10 protein-coding genes and 1 pseudogene are annotated in these 17260 nt (G+C 67.2%); 6 read left to right on the top strand and 5 right to left on the bottom strand.

Annotation, left to right across the window (positions count from 1 at the left end; genetic code table 11):
* A pseudogene (locus BST40_RS30280) lies at positions 1 to 392 on the top strand (hypothetical protein); the annotation flags it as partial.
* Positions 393 to 560: 168 nt separating this feature from the next.
* On the opposite strand, the gene BST40_RS32955 reads toward BST40_RS30280, so the two are convergent.
* Positions 561 to 953, bottom strand: a complete 393-nt coding sequence (locus BST40_RS32955; protein ID WP_208618931.1) for a hypothetical protein — start codon at positions 951 to 953, stop codon at positions 561 to 563.
* 107 nt (positions 954 to 1060) lie between these two features.
* On the opposite strand from BST40_RS32955, the gene BST40_RS29660 reads away from it, so the two are divergent.
* On the top strand, positions 1061 to 2809 hold the full coding sequence (locus tag BST40_RS29660; RefSeq protein WP_142276801.1) for an Hsp70 family protein: 1749 nt from the start codon (positions 1061 to 1063) through the stop codon (positions 2807 to 2809).
* Positions 2810 to 2813: 4 nt separating this feature from the next.
* Here the strand turns inward: BST40_RS29660 and iniC are convergent, their stop codons facing one another.
* The 4 genes from iniC to BST40_RS24420 form a co-directional block, all read right to left on the bottom strand.
* Positions 2814 to 4295, bottom strand: a complete 1482-nt coding sequence (gene iniC / locus BST40_RS24435; protein WP_075546367.1) for an isoniazid-induced dynamin-like GTPase IniC — start codon at positions 4293 to 4295, stop codon at positions 2814 to 2816.
* Positions 4296 to 4311: 16 nt separating this feature from the next.
* Positions 4312 to 6135 carry an isoniazid-induced dynamin-like GTPase IniA gene (gene iniA / locus BST40_RS24430; RefSeq protein ID WP_075546366.1) on the bottom strand — a complete coding sequence of 608 codons (1824 nt, stop codon included), beginning with the start codon at positions 6133 to 6135 and terminating at the stop codon, positions 4312 to 4314.
* A 102-nt stretch (positions 6136 to 6237) separates the two neighbouring features.
* Positions 6238 to 8649, bottom strand: a complete 2412-nt coding sequence (locus tag BST40_RS32640) for an IniB N-terminal domain-containing protein (protein ID WP_208618930.1) — start codon at positions 8647 to 8649, stop codon at positions 6238 to 6240.
* A gap of 271 nt (positions 8650 to 8920) precedes the next feature.
* A complete protein-coding gene (locus BST40_RS24420; RefSeq protein WP_083155983.1) occupies positions 8921 to 9469 on the bottom strand; it encodes an Rv0340 family IniB-related protein in 549 nt (182 codons plus the stop codon).
* Positions 9470 to 9723: 254 nt separating this feature from the next.
* Between BST40_RS24420 and iniR the strand changes: the two genes are divergently transcribed.
* The 4 genes from iniR to BST40_RS24400 all read left to right on the top strand — a co-directional run.
* Positions 9724 to 12132: an isoniazid response ATPase/transcriptional regulator IniR gene (gene iniR, locus BST40_RS24415; RefSeq protein ID WP_083155981.1), complete on the top strand. Its 2409-nt coding sequence runs from the start codon at positions 9724 to 9726 to the stop codon at positions 12130 to 12132.
* Positions 12133 to 12282: 150 nt separating this feature from the next.
* A complete protein-coding gene (locus BST40_RS24410) occupies positions 12283 to 15087 on the top strand; it encodes a heterodisulfide reductase-related iron-sulfur binding cluster (RefSeq protein WP_083155979.1) in 2805 nt (934 codons plus the stop codon).
* A gap of 30 nt (positions 15088 to 15117) precedes the next feature.
* Positions 15118 to 16407 carry a pyridoxal phosphate-dependent aminotransferase gene (locus BST40_RS24405; protein ID WP_036394632.1) on the top strand — a complete coding sequence of 430 codons (1290 nt, stop codon included), beginning with the start codon at positions 15118 to 15120 and terminating at the stop codon, positions 16405 to 16407.
* Between the two features lie 183 nt (positions 16408 to 16590).
* Positions 16591 to 17260: PE family protein (locus tag BST40_RS24400; RefSeq protein WP_142276800.1), on the top strand; the 670-nt coding region annotated here is incomplete at its 3' end.

The raw sequence follows: 17260 nt of genomic DNA, 5'->3' as shown, positions 1-17260 counted from the left end.
AATCCGACCTCAACGAAGAGCCCAAACCCTGGTACCGCAAGCCGGCGACGCTGATCGGCTGGGCGCTGCTATGCCTGATCCTGATCGCGTTGATCATCTACGGCATCACCCAGCTGATGAGTGATCAGCAGGGCAGCAGCCCGACCCCGACCACCACGACGACGACGGCCCCCACGACCACCACCACGACAGTGGAGTCGACCACGACCACAACTGAGCCGCCCCCCACCACAACCGAGGCTCCGCCGGCCACCACGCCGCAAGGCCAGCCGCCGGCTCAGCAACCGACCCACGCCCCGACGCGGCACTTCCCACATCTGCCGCCGTTGCCCTCGGTAATCACCATCCCGGGAATGCCGTCCCCGATCACCCTGCCGCCGAACCTGCCATAAGACTGCTGATCGGTAACGGTCCGCGTGGCTGCCGTATGCCGGTAGCCGTCGCGGACTAGCATCTGCGGCCGTGGCAAGGTACGACCCGCCCGACTACGGCGGCGGCGACCCGACGGTTTATGGCAACTACGGATACGGCGACGGCCCGGGCGGATACGGGCAACAGCCTCAACCTGCGCCCAGCATCCCGGGATGGCGCAAACCGCTGGCATTGGTCGGCTGGGGCGTACTGATCGCGGCCCTCATCGCGGTGATCGTGTACGGCATCATCCAGCTTGCGCACGGACGCCCCACCCCCGCGTCGGTCACCACCACCGTCACCACCACGACCATGCCACCGACGACCACCACGGCGCCGACCACGACCACCCCGACCACGACCACCACGACCACCACGACTTCGCCGCCGACGACGACCACTACCACTACCAGCACGACCACCACGACCACGACCACCACGACTTCGCCGACGACGACGGGGACGACGGGGGCCAACCCGTCGCCCGGGGCGTTGCCGACTCTGCCGCCGCAGATCACGCTGCCGATACCGACCGTGATCAACTTGCCGCCCGGCCTCTGAGCCGATCGCTGCGTTTCGGCGGCGGCTATCGTGGGGAACGGCCGTCGGCCACCGATCGCCGCACGCAATGGACCACAGGGGGTGCTAGATGAGCGTTTCGCTCGGGTTGTCCATCGGGGTGGCCAACCTGGTCGCGGCCCGGGCGGACGGCACCCCGGTGCGACGGGCATCGGTGTTACGGCTGTTCGAGCATCGGGCTGCCGAAGTGGGCCTGCCAGAAGAGAACCCGGACTTCGCCGAGCCGGGACTGGTGCTGCGCGGTTTCGTCGAGCGGGTCGGCGACCCGGCTCCGCTGGTGGCCGCCGACGGGACCAGACATCAGGGCGAGGCCCTCACGGCGCAAGCACTCAACGCCATCGCACGAACCGTCGGCTACGGCGCCCCGATCACCATCGCGGCTCCGGCCTACTGGTCCGAAGGCCAGTTCGCCGCGCTGCGCGGAGCACTGCTCAGCCAGCCCGCATCGGCGCCCGACGGCGTCCCGGCGACGGTGATCTCCGACGCAACGGCCTCACTGGCCGCGCTGCACGCCAGGCCCGGATGCCCGACGAGTGGTGTCGTCGCGCTGTGCGACTTCGGCGCCGGTGGCACGAGCGTAACCTTGGCCGACGCCGGTTCGAATCTGCGCCAGATCGGCCCGACGTTTCGGTACCGCGAGTTCTCCGGCGACGAAATCGACCAGCTTGTCCTGGGCCACCTGCTCAGAGCGGCCCCCGATGTCGACAGCACCGAAGTGTCGGGCACCGCCACCCGGATGGGGTCGGTGACGCGTCTGCTCGGCGGATGCCGGGCCGCCAAGGAGCAACTGTCGGCGCTGACGACGGCCACTATTGCCACCGGCGCCGGCGAGGGGGTTCGGCTGTCGCGTAACGATTTTGAGCAACTGATCGTCACCCCGCTGGACCGTTTCGTCGGCTTTGTCGAAGAGATATTGCAGCGCAACGAGTTTCGGGCCGCACTGGCTGCCGTGGCCACCGCCGGCGGCGGCGCCGCGATCCCGCTGGTCACCGCCCGCCTTTCGGAACGCTTGCAGGTGCCCGTCTTCACCACGCCGCAACCGTTGTCCAGCGCCGCGATCGGTGCGGGCCTACTCGGCCAGGCACAGTCGTCAGCGGGTGCCCCGACCGGTGCCGGACCCGCCGTCGACGCACCGACCCACATCGTCGGCCCAGTCGTCCCCACCGAGGCGGCGCCGACGGCGTGGGTCAACCCACCCGCCACCGAACCGGCCAACGTCCCGCTGGCCTGGTCCGAGGACGCCAACACCGGCAACGAACCGGTCCCCTACACCGGACCCGATGCCACTGGTGAATACGGTCGCACCGCAACGGCTTTCGACCAACAGCGTGATCAGCCGCAGGCTACCGAGGCCGAACCGCTGCCGTGGTACAAGCGCGCCGCCGTGGTGTTCAGCCTGGCCGCGGCAGGCTTGGCGATATTGGTGGCGGTGGTGTTGGGGCTGACACTGGGCCCGAGCAAGAGCAAGCCGGTCAACACCACATCGCCGGTACCCCCGCCGACACCGCAGACCGTGACGGTGGTCGGGCCGAACAACAGCCCGACGGTGACGGTGATAACACCAAGCACCACAACGCCCCCGCCACCGCCGGCCACCACGACAACCGCCCCGCCGGTTACCACCACGACCACGACGTCGCCGCCTACGACCACCACCACCACGACTGCTCCGCCGACCACCACAACAACCCAGCCGACCACCACCAAGCCGACAACGACTACCGCGCCGCCGACGACTACCGCGCCGCCGACGACCACTCAGCCACCGACAACGACAGCCGCGCCCGTCACGCCGACCACGGTGGCACCGGGGGCCTAAAGGGTCAGCGCCGCGCGGCGAATCCGGCCACCATCGCTTCCGCACTGCGCACCGCCGCGCGACAGGCCCTGGTGGTGAATGGATCGTTGAGCGGATGTTCGGCTCGGCGGCGCCAGCGCTGCACGGCTGCGAGCGCGGCACGTGGACCGTCATGGTAATTCTGCGGACTCAGGCCCAGCCGGGCTGCGGGACTGGTTCCGGAGCCACCGATGATGCGGCGCAGCGACGAGAGTTCATCTTCGTTCAATGTCGTTGTCCTCGAAGGTAACAGGCTCAGCACCCGGAGTTCCTCGAAGGCGTGGGTGTCGGCCAACAGCGGGTCGATGTCGGCGATCACGTACGGCGTCGCCATGACCGGGTGCTGCTGCACGAACCGGCGCAACGACACCAGCGCGGTATGCGCCTTGAGCATGTCGGCGCGTTGCTCGAACTGCTGATCGATCACCTTGCGTAGCTCCACCAGCCCGCTACGCTCCAGCAATTCGGCCGCCAGTCCTGACGAATCGGCGATACCGGCCGCGAGCAGGGCGATCGAAATGCGGATGCCGAACATGCCGAACCGTTCGAGCAACTGCGCCCGCGTGCCCGCATCCACCGGTAACGGACTGTCCGGCCGGACAAAACGATCCACGCTCAACAGGGCTTTGTTGAGTTCGGCGCTGTCGGCTCCGGCCAGCTTCTTCAACGCGGAAAACTCGGCCTGGCGCAGCGTGCGCGCGGTCAGCGCAAGTAGCCCGGATACCGGCACCACCGCCTGACAAACGCCCGTCCGACTCAGCTCATCGGTGAACCGGATGGCCACATCCTTGGCCGAGACCATCGCATCAATGCGCCCCGCACCTATCTCATCGGCCCGCGACGCCACACCGATGATGCCCAGCGCTCCCGCCGAGCCACCGACGAGCCCGCCAATCTGCTTGAGCAAGGCGACGTCTGCGGCGGTGAGAGTGCGTAACAAGAACACCACCGCATCCACCCGCGGCACCCCGTCGGCGGGCACCAGGAGCCGTAGGGTGCGCTCGGAGGTATCGCGCGCCAGCGACGACGTTCCTGGGGTGTCGATGATCGTGGCGCCGGCCAGTTCTTCTGCGGGCCACTCGACGTCCAGGTCGACGATGTCGGCTGGATTGAGCCGGCTCAAGTCGAAACTCAGACCACCCCGATGCGTGATCGGCACATTCGTGCGCCGTCCGCCGCGGTGGTTGGCGGTCACCCTCGGAGCCGGACCGTGCCGGAACCAGGTCACGATCCGGGTTGCCTCGGTGGCATCAGTCGGGGCGATGTCGTCGCCGACAAGTGCGTTGACCAGAGTGGATTTGCCCGCCTTGAGCGTGCCGGCCAGGGCGATCCGGATCGGTTCGCCCAGCCGCGCCGTGATGCGCTCGAGCTCGTAGAAGACGTCGGCCCGCTGCCGGTAGGCCGGCTCACCCCGGTAGGCCTCGATGGTTCCGCCCAGAATCGCGCGGACCCGATCGGTTGTGCTCACACTGGTCCCAGCGGCGTCAGCATGGCTTCAACTTGCGCAGGTTGTCGGTCACCTGGTTCAGGATGTCGAGCTGTCGTTCGAGTTCGCGAATCCTGTTGTCGCGCTGGGCTTCTTCCAGATGTGCCGCGGTGACGGTGGCTTGCAGCGATTCGTTCAACGATCGGGTAAGCTCGTTGGCGATCTCCCGGTAGTGGTCGCGTAACGTGCGCTGGATCATCTTGAGCCGGTCGCGAGACTCCTTGCCGACTACGAATGAGATGTCGTCGACGAAGCGGCGCACATTGGTCTTGGCCTCGGCGCGCGCCCGCAGCAGCCGGTTCTCCTTGTCCTCCTTATAGGCCATGCGGCCGAGTATCAGCCCAGCCCCCACCGACACGGGGTTGAACAGACCGAGACCGGCCACCGAGGACAACATCCCGATCATCACCACGCCGCCGTAGGAACCCCGCAATCCGCTGACCATTTTCTGGGCTTTGCCGGCTGGCTTGGATTCCAGCCGGGCCAGCGCCTTGAGCTGGCCGAAATCGGCGCCCATGGCCCGCTTGCTCAGCTCCGGGGACATCACCGAATCCAGCCCCGCGTCGGCGAACGAGCGGGCGACGTCGTCAGCCAAAGCCTCGGCGCGATGATATGCCCAGACGAAGTTGTCGCCGACGGCGGTGGCAATCGCGTTTTCCACGTCGGCGCCGATCTCGGCCCAATGCAGCGTCGGGTCACACGAATCGATTTGCCGCTCAGCATCTTCGGTGACCGCGCGGAAGCGCGCCCGCAAATCGTGGTCCACGTCGGTGCTCAGGTCAGTGAAACCGTCATTAAGCACCTGCTGCCATAACGCGGTCTGCTGCAACGCATCCTGGGCTTCGCGCTTGCGCCGCTCCAAGTCGGAAGCCAGCCGGTCCCGCACCGCTGGGTCGTTGATGACTGACAATTCCGAACCGACCGATATCGCTAATTGCTCTGCCGCCGAATGTATTTCACGTAGAACTTCGTCGCGGACCCGGTCGGTCTCTCGGGACAGAACCTTCTCGCTGAGAAACTTCACGATCGCCGGGAAGTTGGATTCTTCGTTGAGTTCCTTGTCGTTCAACGTGACGGCATGGCTGCGCAATAATGACGAAACGGGGATGATCGGCATGGGCACGCGGGCCCGCTGCAGGTGCGCGGCATTGGTGTTGACGATCTCGCGCCAATGCGGGTACAGGTCGGTTTTGGTGGCCACCACCGCCCCAACGGGACAGACCTGGTGTGCCTTGCGCAGAAACCACATCTCCGGTTCGGTGAATTCCTGGCTGGCATCGCTGACCATCAGCAGCGCGTCGGCGTCGGGCAGCAACCCCAGCGTTGCCGACAGATGCGGCTGCCCGTGGCCGCCCACTCCGGGAGTGTCGATAAACGTCAGCCCGCCCTGAAGCAGCGGACTCGGCGCGCCGATCTCTACTCGCAGTACGGCGCGGCCGTGGGCCTGGGGCGCCCGACGCAGATCGGTGGTGATGTCGTCCACCGGGATGTCAACGGCGGTCGTCTCGCCGTTGGGCCCCGCAGCCAGGATGATCCGAGCCGACGGCTGGGCGCTGTAGCTGACGACGGTGATCACGACGGTGGCCTCGTCGTCTCCCACCCGCGCGACCGGCAGATTGAGCAACGCATTGAGCAGTTGACTCTTCCCCTGTTTGAGCTGGCCGGCGATCACCACCCTGATCTGCGGGTCGGTGATCCGCGCACGGGCACGCCTCAACCGTCGCACCAAATCACCGCGTTGGTTGAGTTCTGCGACCGCGATGGTGTGATCGATCAGCTCGACGATCACACCGACCCGACGCGGGTCATCGGGTTGAGTCACCGCACTGCCCCACTTTCTCGATCGCCTGCAATTACGGTAGGCGCACGAACCGGCGGGGACCACGAAGGTCCCCGCCGGTTTTGCCGCGCCGGTTCCGCCGAATCAGAACCCGTGCGGACCCATCGGCCCGTGCGACGGCGGCTCGGTGTGCATCGGCGGCGTGTGTGGCACCGGCGGCTCATGGCCGAACACCGAGGGACTCGGCGGCTCGTGCTGGACCGGCGGCTCGACCGACACATGCTCCTGCGGCGCTATCACGGGCGCGTGCTCAACCGGAGGAGTGTGCGCCGGCGCGGGCGTCGGCGTCGGCGCGTGCGGCGCCGGTGCGCTGATCACCGGAGGTTGCGCGCCCCCGAGTCCGGCAGTGCCCGGGCTGTGGACGACGGGACCACCAGCCGACGGCGGCGTCACGTGGCCGTCAGCCCCGGCGCCCGCGCCTGCCTGCATGACGGGGCCGTGGACCGTGGGGACGGTCGGGCCATGCTCGGCCGGCGCGCTACCAGCGCTAACGCCACCGCCGAGTGCGGCGCCTTCGTGGCCGAGGATGTCGCCATGCGCCCCGCCGGCGGCGGTCCCGCCTAGCCCGGCTTGACCACCGAGGCTGGTATCGCCGCCGACGCCGGCAGCGGTGCCGCCGAGCCCGGCAGCAGTGGCGCCACCCGGGCCCGTCGCCGCGCCCCCGAGTCCGGCAGCTGTGCCGCCGCCCGCGCCCGTCGCCGTGCCCCCGAGTCCGGCAGCTGTGCCGCCACCCGCGCCGATATGGGTGCTTTCACCGCTCACGATGTCGCCGCGGCCGACCGCTCCAAAGCCCAGGCCGGCACCGGTGGTAACGCCAGTTTGACCGCCCACGCCGACGCCACCCAGCGGACCTGAAATATGCGGGGTAGCAGCGCCGTTCAGGGCAGCGCCTTCGCTGGCGATCAACCCAGCCTGGCCGCCCAGGCCGAGACCGGCCTGGCTTGCGATACCTGCCGAACTAGCGATTCCGGCCTGGCTCGCGATACCCGCCTGACTGGCGATACCCGCCTGACTCGCGATACCCGCCTGACTGGCGATACCCGCCTGACTGGCGATACCCGCCTGACTCGCGATACCCGCCTGACTGGCGATACCCGCCTGACTGGCGATACCCGCCACACTCGCGATACCCGCCTGACTGGCGATACCCGCCTGACTGGCGATACCCGCCTGACTCGCGATACCCGCCTGACTGGCGATACCCGCCTGACTGGCGATACCCGCCTGACTCGCGATACCCGCCTGACTGGCGATACCCGCCTGACTGGCGATACCCGCCTGACTCGCGATACCCGCCTGACTGGCGATACCCGCTTGACTGGCGATACCCGCTTGACTGGCGACCGCGGCCTGGCCAGCGATACCCGCCTGACTGGCGATACCCGCCTGACTGGCGACACCGCCACCGGCAGTTACAGCCGCCTGGCCTCCAATACCCGCCGCTCCGCCAACAGCGCCACCGGCCTGGCCGCCAATGCCACCTTGGCCGCTCACACCGACCTTGCCTACAAGGCCGCCACTGGCCTGACCACCAACACCAGCACCAATCACGCCACCAGCCTGACCACCAACACCAGCACCAATCACCCCACCGGCCTGACCACCAACACCGCCGCTGACGCCGCCACCAATCACCCCACCAGCCTGACCACCGAGGCCAAACCCGGCATCACCACCGATGACGGCATCACCACCGATGCCGCCGCCAAGGCCCCACCCCAGTCCGGCAGCAACCTGACCACCAACGGCGGCCTGGCCTCCAAGACCAAAGCCCACACCGGTCTGCAGCCCCAGACCCGTCTGAGCACCCAGGCCTAGGCCGGCTCCAACTTGGGCTCCAATTCCGGCCTGAAAGCCGGCGGAAAAACCCAGACCAGCCTGGGCGCCCAAGCCCGTCTGCGCACCAAGGCCAAGGCCTAACCCAGCACCAACCTGGGCACCGATCGCGCCCTGGACGCCGGCACCGAAGCCCAGGCCCACCTCACTGCCAAAGCCTCCGGTCGGGGCGGCAAACACGACACCGGGAACCAATCCGCTCGCACCCGTCTGCCAACCCAGCCCGCTCTGGCTCCAGACCCCGGCACCTAAACCACTGGTCAGCCCGGCGGCCAAACCGGCGCCCACATCGGTCGCGATGACGTTCGCTGCGGAGGCACCGACCTCGCCCGCGAACAGGCCCTCGCCGCCGGCGACGGCGCCCGCGTCGCCCATGACGGCTCCGGCATCCTGGGCAACCACAGCGGACGACAGGCCGCCCCCGTCAGCCGCCAGCGCAAGGCCGTGCCGATCGGCCACCGCCTGCTGTAAGCCGCCGATCGGGTCGCCGGCGCCAAGATCGAGGAAAGGCAGCGCGCTGGCCGCGGCCGACGAGAACTCCGCGGGCGACACATTGATCAAACCGGCGTTGGTCATGGCCTGCCCGGGAGCAGCGACAAACGCCCTTGCTGCGTCTTCACTGCGGAACAGATTCAGGATGTAGTCGACCAGCGAGGTCATGTTCATGTCCCTTCAATTCAATGTGTGGAGTTGTTCGCCGAGAAGGCCGGCGCTCTGCCATCAACGCTATGGAGTCAGCATCCCGCCGAAATCGGGGTCAGATCCCCCGGTCAGTCAGGTACCCACCGGGATCGGCCAGGCCACCACATTAGGGGATTAGGGGAAATCGACGCTCCCCTACGCGACACCGAAAACAGCCCCCATGAACCGCATTTCCGGATGTCAAATGCCGCCCGTCACGCCATCACCGGACGATCAGACAGATCAGTAACTAATGAATTTCACCGTGGAGACCGAACCCGTGGTGATCGGGGTCGACGGTGTGAGGGTGAATGATCGGGTGGTCCCAGATCGCCGGGTCGTCCGCCGGGACGCCACCGTGGTCGAACGTCGAATCGGGCAGGTCAGCGCCGCTAAGCAGCACCGACGGCTCATGCGGTTCGATCCCGACCGGATGGGGATCGGTGGGCATTTCGCCGGCCCCCGGCAAGACCGGCTCGTTGATCACATGGCTTACCGGGCTGTGCTGTTGGAACGCGGGCGCCGGGGTGTGCGGCGAGAACGCATCGAGGGCAGCCGCCGCCGCACCGCTTGCCCAGACGTTGCCATGGCCGGCGATTTGGGTCCCGGCAGTTGCGCCTGCCGAACCGGCCATTGACAGCGAATCCGACACCACTGGGATCAGATTGTTGACGTCGACGCTGGTCACATTCGTAAGGTGGGCATCAGCGATTGCCTGAGCAGGGTCGGCCGCATAGCGCGCGGCCGCCTCGGGATCGCGTACCAGCGAGATGACGAAGTCGAGCAACGAGTTTGCCATCTCGCCTCCACATCGCACATCTCTCGTGCTGGTCTCGCGTTAGCACGATGCTATCGGTTGACTGCGCCTCTGTGTTCGGTGCGAAACCCGCGGACCCCGCGATCCCATTAGGGGGTGTCACGTTAGGGGAATACCGGGGTTATGGGGACGGACGGGCTATGGTGAAACCGCTGCCGACAAACCTGTGAGCTGCGAAGAATCCGAGGACGCGAAATGAGCCACCGGCCGGACTCACGCAATACGGCGACGCATCCGTGATCCCAGCTCCTGCCGACGTCCCGCCCACCGCACGCGGTGTCGTCGATGACTTGACCCATGCGGCCACGGCCCCCGTCAAAGCCCTGGTCTGTGGTGGAATCGGAACCGGCAAGACATCCCTGCTCGCCGCGGGCCGCGAGGCGCTGCGCCGCGCCGGGTTGACGGTCCTGACCCGACCCCCCCGGGACGGTGATCCGTCCGACGCCGCGTTCGTCGTCGACGACGCCCACCTACTGATCGACGCCGAACTCGTTCGGCTGACCGAGCGGGCCCTCGAGCCTGGCGCCACGGTCGTGGTAGCCACCGAAGACCACCAAGAGGACCCGGCGCTACGCGCCCTGACGACGGCCATCGAACGGGAGCGGCCTCGAATATCGCTGGGTCCGCTGCCGGTCGCCGAGCACCTGCGTGATCACACGGCCGGGTTGCCGTTCCTGATCCATGCACTGTCCGACGCGGCACATCCACCGGCACAGGCCGCCAAGGTCACGCTCGTCATGCGGTTGCGCCGACTCGACGAACCCACACTGGACGCGCTGCTGCTCATGTCGCTGAGTCCAGGGTTAGGGGTCACCGATATCGCTGCGGCGCTTGGGGTTTCGACGGCAGACGCCCGCCGGCTGGTCGATCGTGCGCACGCCGGCGGACTCGTCCTACCCTCCCATCCTCCGGCGTTCCTACAGGCTGTGCATGACGCCGTCGCCCAGATCATCGGCAACGCGCACCACCATCAGATCGAAACATCGCTGTTGCGTACGCAATTCGACATCTCGCCGATATCGCGGGAACTCGCGTTACAACTGGCCGAACATGGGTTGCATGACGGCCGACTGGCGGCCATCCTCAGCCGATATGCCGTGGCCGAAGGCGACTCGGCCCGCAGCGCACGGCTGTACCGGGCGGCGGTCACTGCGGGTGCCGCCGGACTGACCTCCCGGTTGGCCGATGCGCTTGCTCTCACCGCCGATTGCCCAGCAGCGGCAGCACTGGCCGACGATCTGCTCAGCTCGCCCGACTCCGCCGAACGCGCCGCGGCGGTGCGCATTGCGGCCAGCGTCGCCACCCATGACGGCAATACGGCTCAGGCCGCCGAGTTGTTCCGCTGGCTGGGCCCACACCCTGACGCGGTGGTCGGTTCGGCCGCGGTGATCGTGCTTGCGGCCACGGGCGATCTGACGGCTTCGCGAGGTGCGTTGCGTCTCAAGGATTCTGGCCCACCGACGATGGCTGCGCGAGCTTCGCGAGGCCTAGCCGAGGGGCTACTTCTGACCATGGATCAGCCCTATCCGGTCGCGATGGCAAAACTGGGCCAGGCCCTTGCGGCCCAACCATCGGTGACCGAAGCCCTGCCGGACAGCCCGGCCGCACTGGTTGCCTTGGCCGCAATACACGGTGGCGACCCGGTCCGCGCCCGCAGCGTGATCGGACGGGCGGTGCGCGCCGGTGGCGACGCAGTGTTCCGGAGCCGGCACCTACTGCTGTCCGCCTGGATCAAGATGCAAGACGGCCAGCTGCCGTCGGCCGCCGCGGATGTCGCCGCCGCCGGCACCGAGCTTCACCGGCGTGACGCGTTATGGGCCGCGGCACTACACATTGCGATCGCGCGCCGCAGTGGCGATACCGGTGTGCTGCACAAGCAGTGGTCCACCGCCATGGAAGTGCTCGCCGAATATTCGATCGATCTGTTCGCGCTGTTGCCACTCGCCGAGTTGTGGGTGGCCGCCACCCGAATACGCCAGGTGGACCAACTGGAATACCCCGTGAATGTGGCGTTCGCACTTCTGGATTCGCTGGGCAACCCGCCGTTGTGGTCCAATTCACTGCATTGGGCCGGCGTGCACGCCGGAATACTGGCCAGCTCACCAGAATCGGTCGCGCCGCACGGGCAGGCGCTCGCTGCGGCGGCGGCCCACAGCGGCCTCGCGCAGATCATGTCCGGTGCCGGCCGGACCTGGCTCAGGGTGCTCGCCGATCAGGTCGACGCCGACGAGGTCACCGCGGCGGCACGGTCGCTGGCCCGCGTCGGTCTGACCTCGGACGCGACCAGGCTGGCCGGGCAGGCCGCCCTGCAAACCTCGGATGCCAAGGTTTCGGGGGCGATGCTGCAACTGGCCCGAGACCTGAAGCTGGGCACGGGTTCTGAGGAGGTCATCGACCTGGACCCGGCTGCAGGCGCGTCGGCCGCACCACGCCAGCCACCGGCGGGCACTCCGCTGTCCGATCGGGAACGCGAAGTCGCCGAGTTGCTGCTGCTGGGGATGCCGTACCGCGACATCGGCAGCCGGTTGTTCATTTCGGCCAAGACCGTCGAACATCACGTCGCACGGATCCGCCGACGGCTCGGCGCCGAGTCCCGCTCGGAAATGTTGTCGATGCTGCGCGCAATGTTGACCCCACCGGAGTGAGCCGCCGATGAGACGCAGCGCCGACGGCGAAGTTAGGACAGCCTATCTCGCGTCGAACACGGCAAAGATGTCAGTATGGGCAGGTTGAGCAGGCAATAAAGCACGCCAGAGTGACCCCAGAGTGATGACTAGGCATTGGAGAGACTTTCGGTGACCACGCAGACGCTCATCAGACTGGTAGTCGGCCTGGGCATGACCGCAATAGTGGGCGCGTTCGCGCTGCGGCGCGTCTGGTGGCTCTACAAGCTCGTCATGTCCGGTCAACGGGCCAGCGACCGCACCGACAACCTCGGGACCCGGATCTGGACCGAGATCGCCGAGGTGTTCGGCCAGCGCCGGCTGCTGAAATGGTCGATCCCGGGCCTGGCGCACTTCTTCACCATGTGGGGTTTTTTCATCCTGCTGACGGTCTATATCGAGGCCTACGGGTTGCTATTCCAGCCCAACTTCCACATTCCGATCATCGGCCGGTGGGACGCGCTGGGCTTTCTGCAGGACTTCTTCGCGACCGCGGTGTTCCTGGGGATCGTCACCTTCGCGATCATCCGGTTGCGGACGGAGCCCAAGGAGTACGGCCGCAGCTCACGGTTCTACGGCTCACACACCGGCGGCGCGTGGCTGATCCTGTTCATGATCTTCAACGTCATCTGGACCTATGTGCTGGTGCGCGGGTCGGCGGTGAACAACGGCACACTGCCCTACGGCAACGGGGCGTTTCTATCTCAGTTGTTCGGCGCGATCCTGCGTCCGCTGGGCCACACCGGTAACGAGATCCTGGAGACGGTGGCCCTGCTGCTGCACATCGGCGTCATGCTGGCCTTCCTGATCATCGTGTTGCACTCCAAGCACCTGCACATCTTCCTGGCGCCAATCAACGTCGTGTTCAAGCGCCTGCCCGACGGGCTGGGCCCGCTGCTGCCCATCGAGGCTGACGGCAAGCCGATCGACTTTGAAAACCCGCCCGACGACGCCGAATTCGGCCGCGGCAAGATCGAAGACTTCACCTGGAAGGGCATGCTCGATTTCGCCACCTGCACCGAATGTGGGCGCTGCCAATCGCAGTGCCCGGCGTGGAACACCGGCAAGCCGCTGTCCCCGAAGCTGGTCATCATGGACCTGCGCGACCACTGGATGGCCAAGGCGCCCTACCTCCTGGGGGAGAAGGATCCAGCCACCGAGGGCGGCTACGTCGAATCCGGTCGCGGCGAACACCACCACGTTCCCGAGTCTGGATTCGGCCGGGTGCCCGGCTCCGGGCCCGAGCAGGCGAACCGACCGCTGGTCGGCACCGCCGAACAGGGCGGCGTCATCGACCCCGACGTGTTGTGGTCCTGTGTGACCTGCGGCGCCTGCGTCGAGCAGTGCCCGGTGGATATCGAGCACGTCGACCACATCGTTGATATGCGCCGCTACCAGGTGATGATGGAGTCGGAGTTCCCGTCCGAACTGTCGGTCTTGTTCAAAAACCTTGAGAACAAAGGGAATCCGTGGGGGCAGAATGCCTCGGACCGCACCAACTGGATCGACGAGGTCGACTTCGACGTCCCGGTGTACGGCGAGGATGTCGACAGCTTCGACGGCTTCGAGTACCTGTTCTGGGTGGGCTGCGCGGGCGCCTACGATGACAAGGCCAAAAAGACCACCAAGGCCGTCGCCGAACTGCTGGCGATCGCCGGAGTGAAGTTCCTGGTACTGGGTGCCGGGGAGACCTGTAACGGCGATTCCGCACGCCGCTCGGGCAACGAATTCTTGTTCCAGCAATTGGCCGCCCAAGCCGTCGAGACCCTGGACGGCCTGTTCGAGGGTGTGGAGACCGTCGACCGCAAAATCGTGGTCACCTGCCCGCACTGCTTCAACACCATCGGCAAGGAATACCGGCAGTTGGGCAGCAACTACACCGTGTTGCACCACACTCAGCTGCTCAACCGGCTGGTACGCGACAACAAGTTGGTGCCGGTGACTCCCGTTTCTCAAGACATCACCTACCACGACCCGTGCTACTTGGGCCGGCACAACAAGGTGTACGAGGCACCGCGTGAGTTGATCGGCTTCGCGGGCGCCAACCTCACCGAGATGCCGCGCCATGCCGAGCGCAGCTTCTGCTGCGGCGCGGGCGGCGCGCGGATGTGGATGGAAGAGCACATCGGCAAACGGATCAACCACGAACGCGTCGACGAGGCGCTGGCCACCAACGCCGCCACCATCGCCACCGGCTGCCCGTTCTGCCGGGTGATGGTGACCGACGGCGTCAACGACCGGCAGGAAGAAGCCGGCCGCAGCGGCGTCGAGGTGCTCGACGTGGCCCAGGTGTTGCTCGGGTCGCTCGACCGAGACGCGGTGAAGCTGCCGGAGAAGGGCAGCGCCGCCAAAGAGGCTGAGAAGCGGGCCGCTACGACGAAGAAGGTAGCGAAGGTAGCGCCGAAGGCCGCCGCGCCGACCGCTCCGACCGCTCCGGCTGAGGCTCCAGCCAAGGCACCGGCTGGGACATCGACCGCCGCCCCCGCCCCGCCGGTCAAGGGGCTGGGCATAGCAGGCGGAGCCAAGCGACCAGGCGCCAAGAAAACAGCCCCCGCCCAGGAAGCCGCCAAAGCACCCACTGAGGAAGCGGCCAAAGCGCCCGCAAAGGGGCTCGGCCTGGCCGCCGGCGCTAAGCGGCCCGGCGCCAAGAAGGCGTCCCCTGCCGCTGGCGTCGACAAAGAAGCCGCCACGCAGCCGGAAGCGGCGCCGGCCGCCCCGGCCAAGGGGCTCGGCATCGCCGCCGGCGCCAAGCGGCCGGGAGCGAAGAAGGCCACCACAGCGACGGCTCCGGCGCCGGCGGCCCCCGCCGAACAGCAACCCGAGGCAAAGCCGGAACCCGAGCCGACCACGCCGGCCGATCCGGACGCCGCTCCCCCGCCGGCGCCCGTCAAGGGGCTGGGCATCGCCCCCGGCGCACGTCCACCGGGGAAACGCTGACCCACGATTTGACACCTGTCAGCAAATTCGCTGGACAGCGATGAGACCATGGTTGACGTGACTACTCACCAGCTGCCCTGGCACGCCTCCGCACATCACCGGCAGCGCACCTTCGCGCAGTCGTCCAAGCTGCAGGACGTCCTGTACGAAATCCGCGGCCCGGTACACCAACACGCCGCGCGGCTGGAAGCCGAGGGTCATCGCATCCTCAAGCTCAACATCGGTAACCCGGCGCCGTTCGGTTTCGAGGCGCCCGACGTGATCATGCGCGACATGATCCAAGCGCTGCCCTACGCTCAGGGATACTCCGACTCTCAGGGCATTTTGTCGGCCCGCCGTGCGGTGGTCACTCGCTACGAGCTGGTCGAGGGCTTCCCGCGGTTCGACGTCGACGACGTCTATTTGGGCAACGGGGTATCGGAGCTGATCACCATGACGTTGCAGGCGCTGCTGGACAACGGCGATCAGGTGTTGATCCCGTCACCGGACTACCCCCTGTGGACGGCGTCGACCTCGCTGGCCGGCGGCACGCCCGTGCACTACCTGTGCGACGAGACCCAGAGCTGGCAGCCAGACATCGCCGACCTGGAATCCAAGATCACCGACCGCACCAAGGCCCTGGTCGTGATCAACCCGAACAACCCCACCGGTGCGGTCTACAGCCGCGAAATCCTCACCCAGATGGTCGATTTGGCGCGCAAGCATCAATTGCTGCTGCTCGCCGACGAGATCTACGACAAGATCCTCTACGACGACGCCAAACACATCAGCGTGGCCTCGCTCGCCCACGACATGTTGTGCCTGACCTTCAACGGTCTGTCCAAGGCATACCGGGTCGCCGGATACCGGGCCGGCTGGCTGGCGATCACCGGGCCCAAAGACCACGCCAGCAGCTTCATCGAGGGCATCAGCCTGCTGGCCAACATGCGGTTGTGTCCGAATGTCCCGGCGCAGCACGGAATTCAGGTAGCCCTCGGCGGACACCAGAGCATTGAGGACCTGGTGCTGCCCGGCGGCCGGCTGCTCGAGCAGCGCGACGTCGCCTGGACCAAGCTCAACGAGATTCCCGGGGTCTCCTGCGTCAAGCCGGCCGGAGCGCTCTACGCGTTTCCCCGGTTGGACCCCGAGGTCTACGACATCGCCGACGACGAGGAACTCGTCTTGGACCTGTTGCTGTCCGAGAAGATTCTGGTCACCCAGGGCACCGGATTCAATTGGCCGGCACCGGATCACCTGCGCCTGGTGACATTGCCGTGGTCTCGTGATCTCGCCGCCGCGATCGAGCGGCTGGGTAACTTCCTGGTCAGTTACCGCCAGTAGCTTCGCGAAACTCGTTGCTGGGCAGAGCGATCGAGCTGGAGACGGCGCGCCTGCTGGCTTCGCCGACTCGGCAACCGTGGTCGATGTCTGCAAAAGCCGACCGCGGCGTGTCGGTTTGGCATACGCTGCGCGGGTTAGTCGTCGATGGTGGCCGCTATCGGCCACGGCCAGCGGGAGGTTTACGTGTCGTTTCTGATTGTGTCGACGGAGGCGCTGGAGGCGGCGGCCTCAAATGTTGCCGGGATCGGGTCGGTGCTCAATGAGGCAGGCGCGGCCGCGGCGGTCCCGACCACCGCGGTGCTCGCCGCCGGTGCCGACGAGGTGTCGGCGGCCATTGCGACACTATTTAGCGCGCACGGCCAGGCCTACCAGGCACTCAGCGCCCAGGCGGCGGCGTTTCATAACCAGTTCGTGCAGGCACTGAACGTCAATGCGGGCTCGTACGCGGCCGCGGAAGCAACCAATGCGGCCCAAAGTATCCTCTTGGACCCGCTGAACGGAATCAGCCAGGTGCTGACCGGGCGCCCGCTGATCGGCAACGGCGCCAACGGGGCGCCAGGAACCGGGCAAAGCGGCGGGGCCGGCGGCTGGTTGATCGGTGACGGCGGTAACGGCGGATCCGGCCAATCCGGAGTGTCCGGCGGACAGGGCGGCAATGGTGGGGCCGCCGGACTGTTCGGCAACGGCGGCCTGGGCGGCGGCGGTGGCAGCGGCTCGATCAACAACGGCGGCAACGGCGGCCAAGGCGGCGCCGGCGGGCTGCTGTACGGCACCGGCGGCGCCGGGGGCGCGGGCGGATTCGGCACCGCCAACGGGGGAATCGGCGGCAACGGCGGCAGCGCCGGACTGATCG

The sequence above is a fragment of the Mycobacterium persicum genome (genome assembly GCF_002086675.1).
Taxonomy (GTDB): Bacteria; Actinomycetota; Actinomycetes; order Mycobacteriales; family Mycobacteriaceae; genus Mycobacterium; species Mycobacterium persicum.
This window is presented reverse-complemented; position numbering and strand designations above follow the sequence as displayed.

What these genes read in the sequence shown, in the direction of transcription:
- BST40_RS29660 (WP_142276801.1), top strand. Translation starts at nt 1,061, where the DNA reads ATGAGCGTTTCGCTCGGGTTGTCCATCGGGGTGGCCAACCTGGTCGCG.
- BST40_RS32640 (WP_208618930.1), bottom strand. Translation starts at nt 8,649, where the DNA reads ATGACCTCGCTGGTCGACTACATCCTGAATCTGTTCCGCAGTGAAGAC.
- BST40_RS24420 (WP_083155983.1), bottom strand. Translation starts at nt 9,469, where the DNA reads ATGGCAAACTCGTTGCTCGACTTCGTCATCTCGCTGGTACGCGATCCC.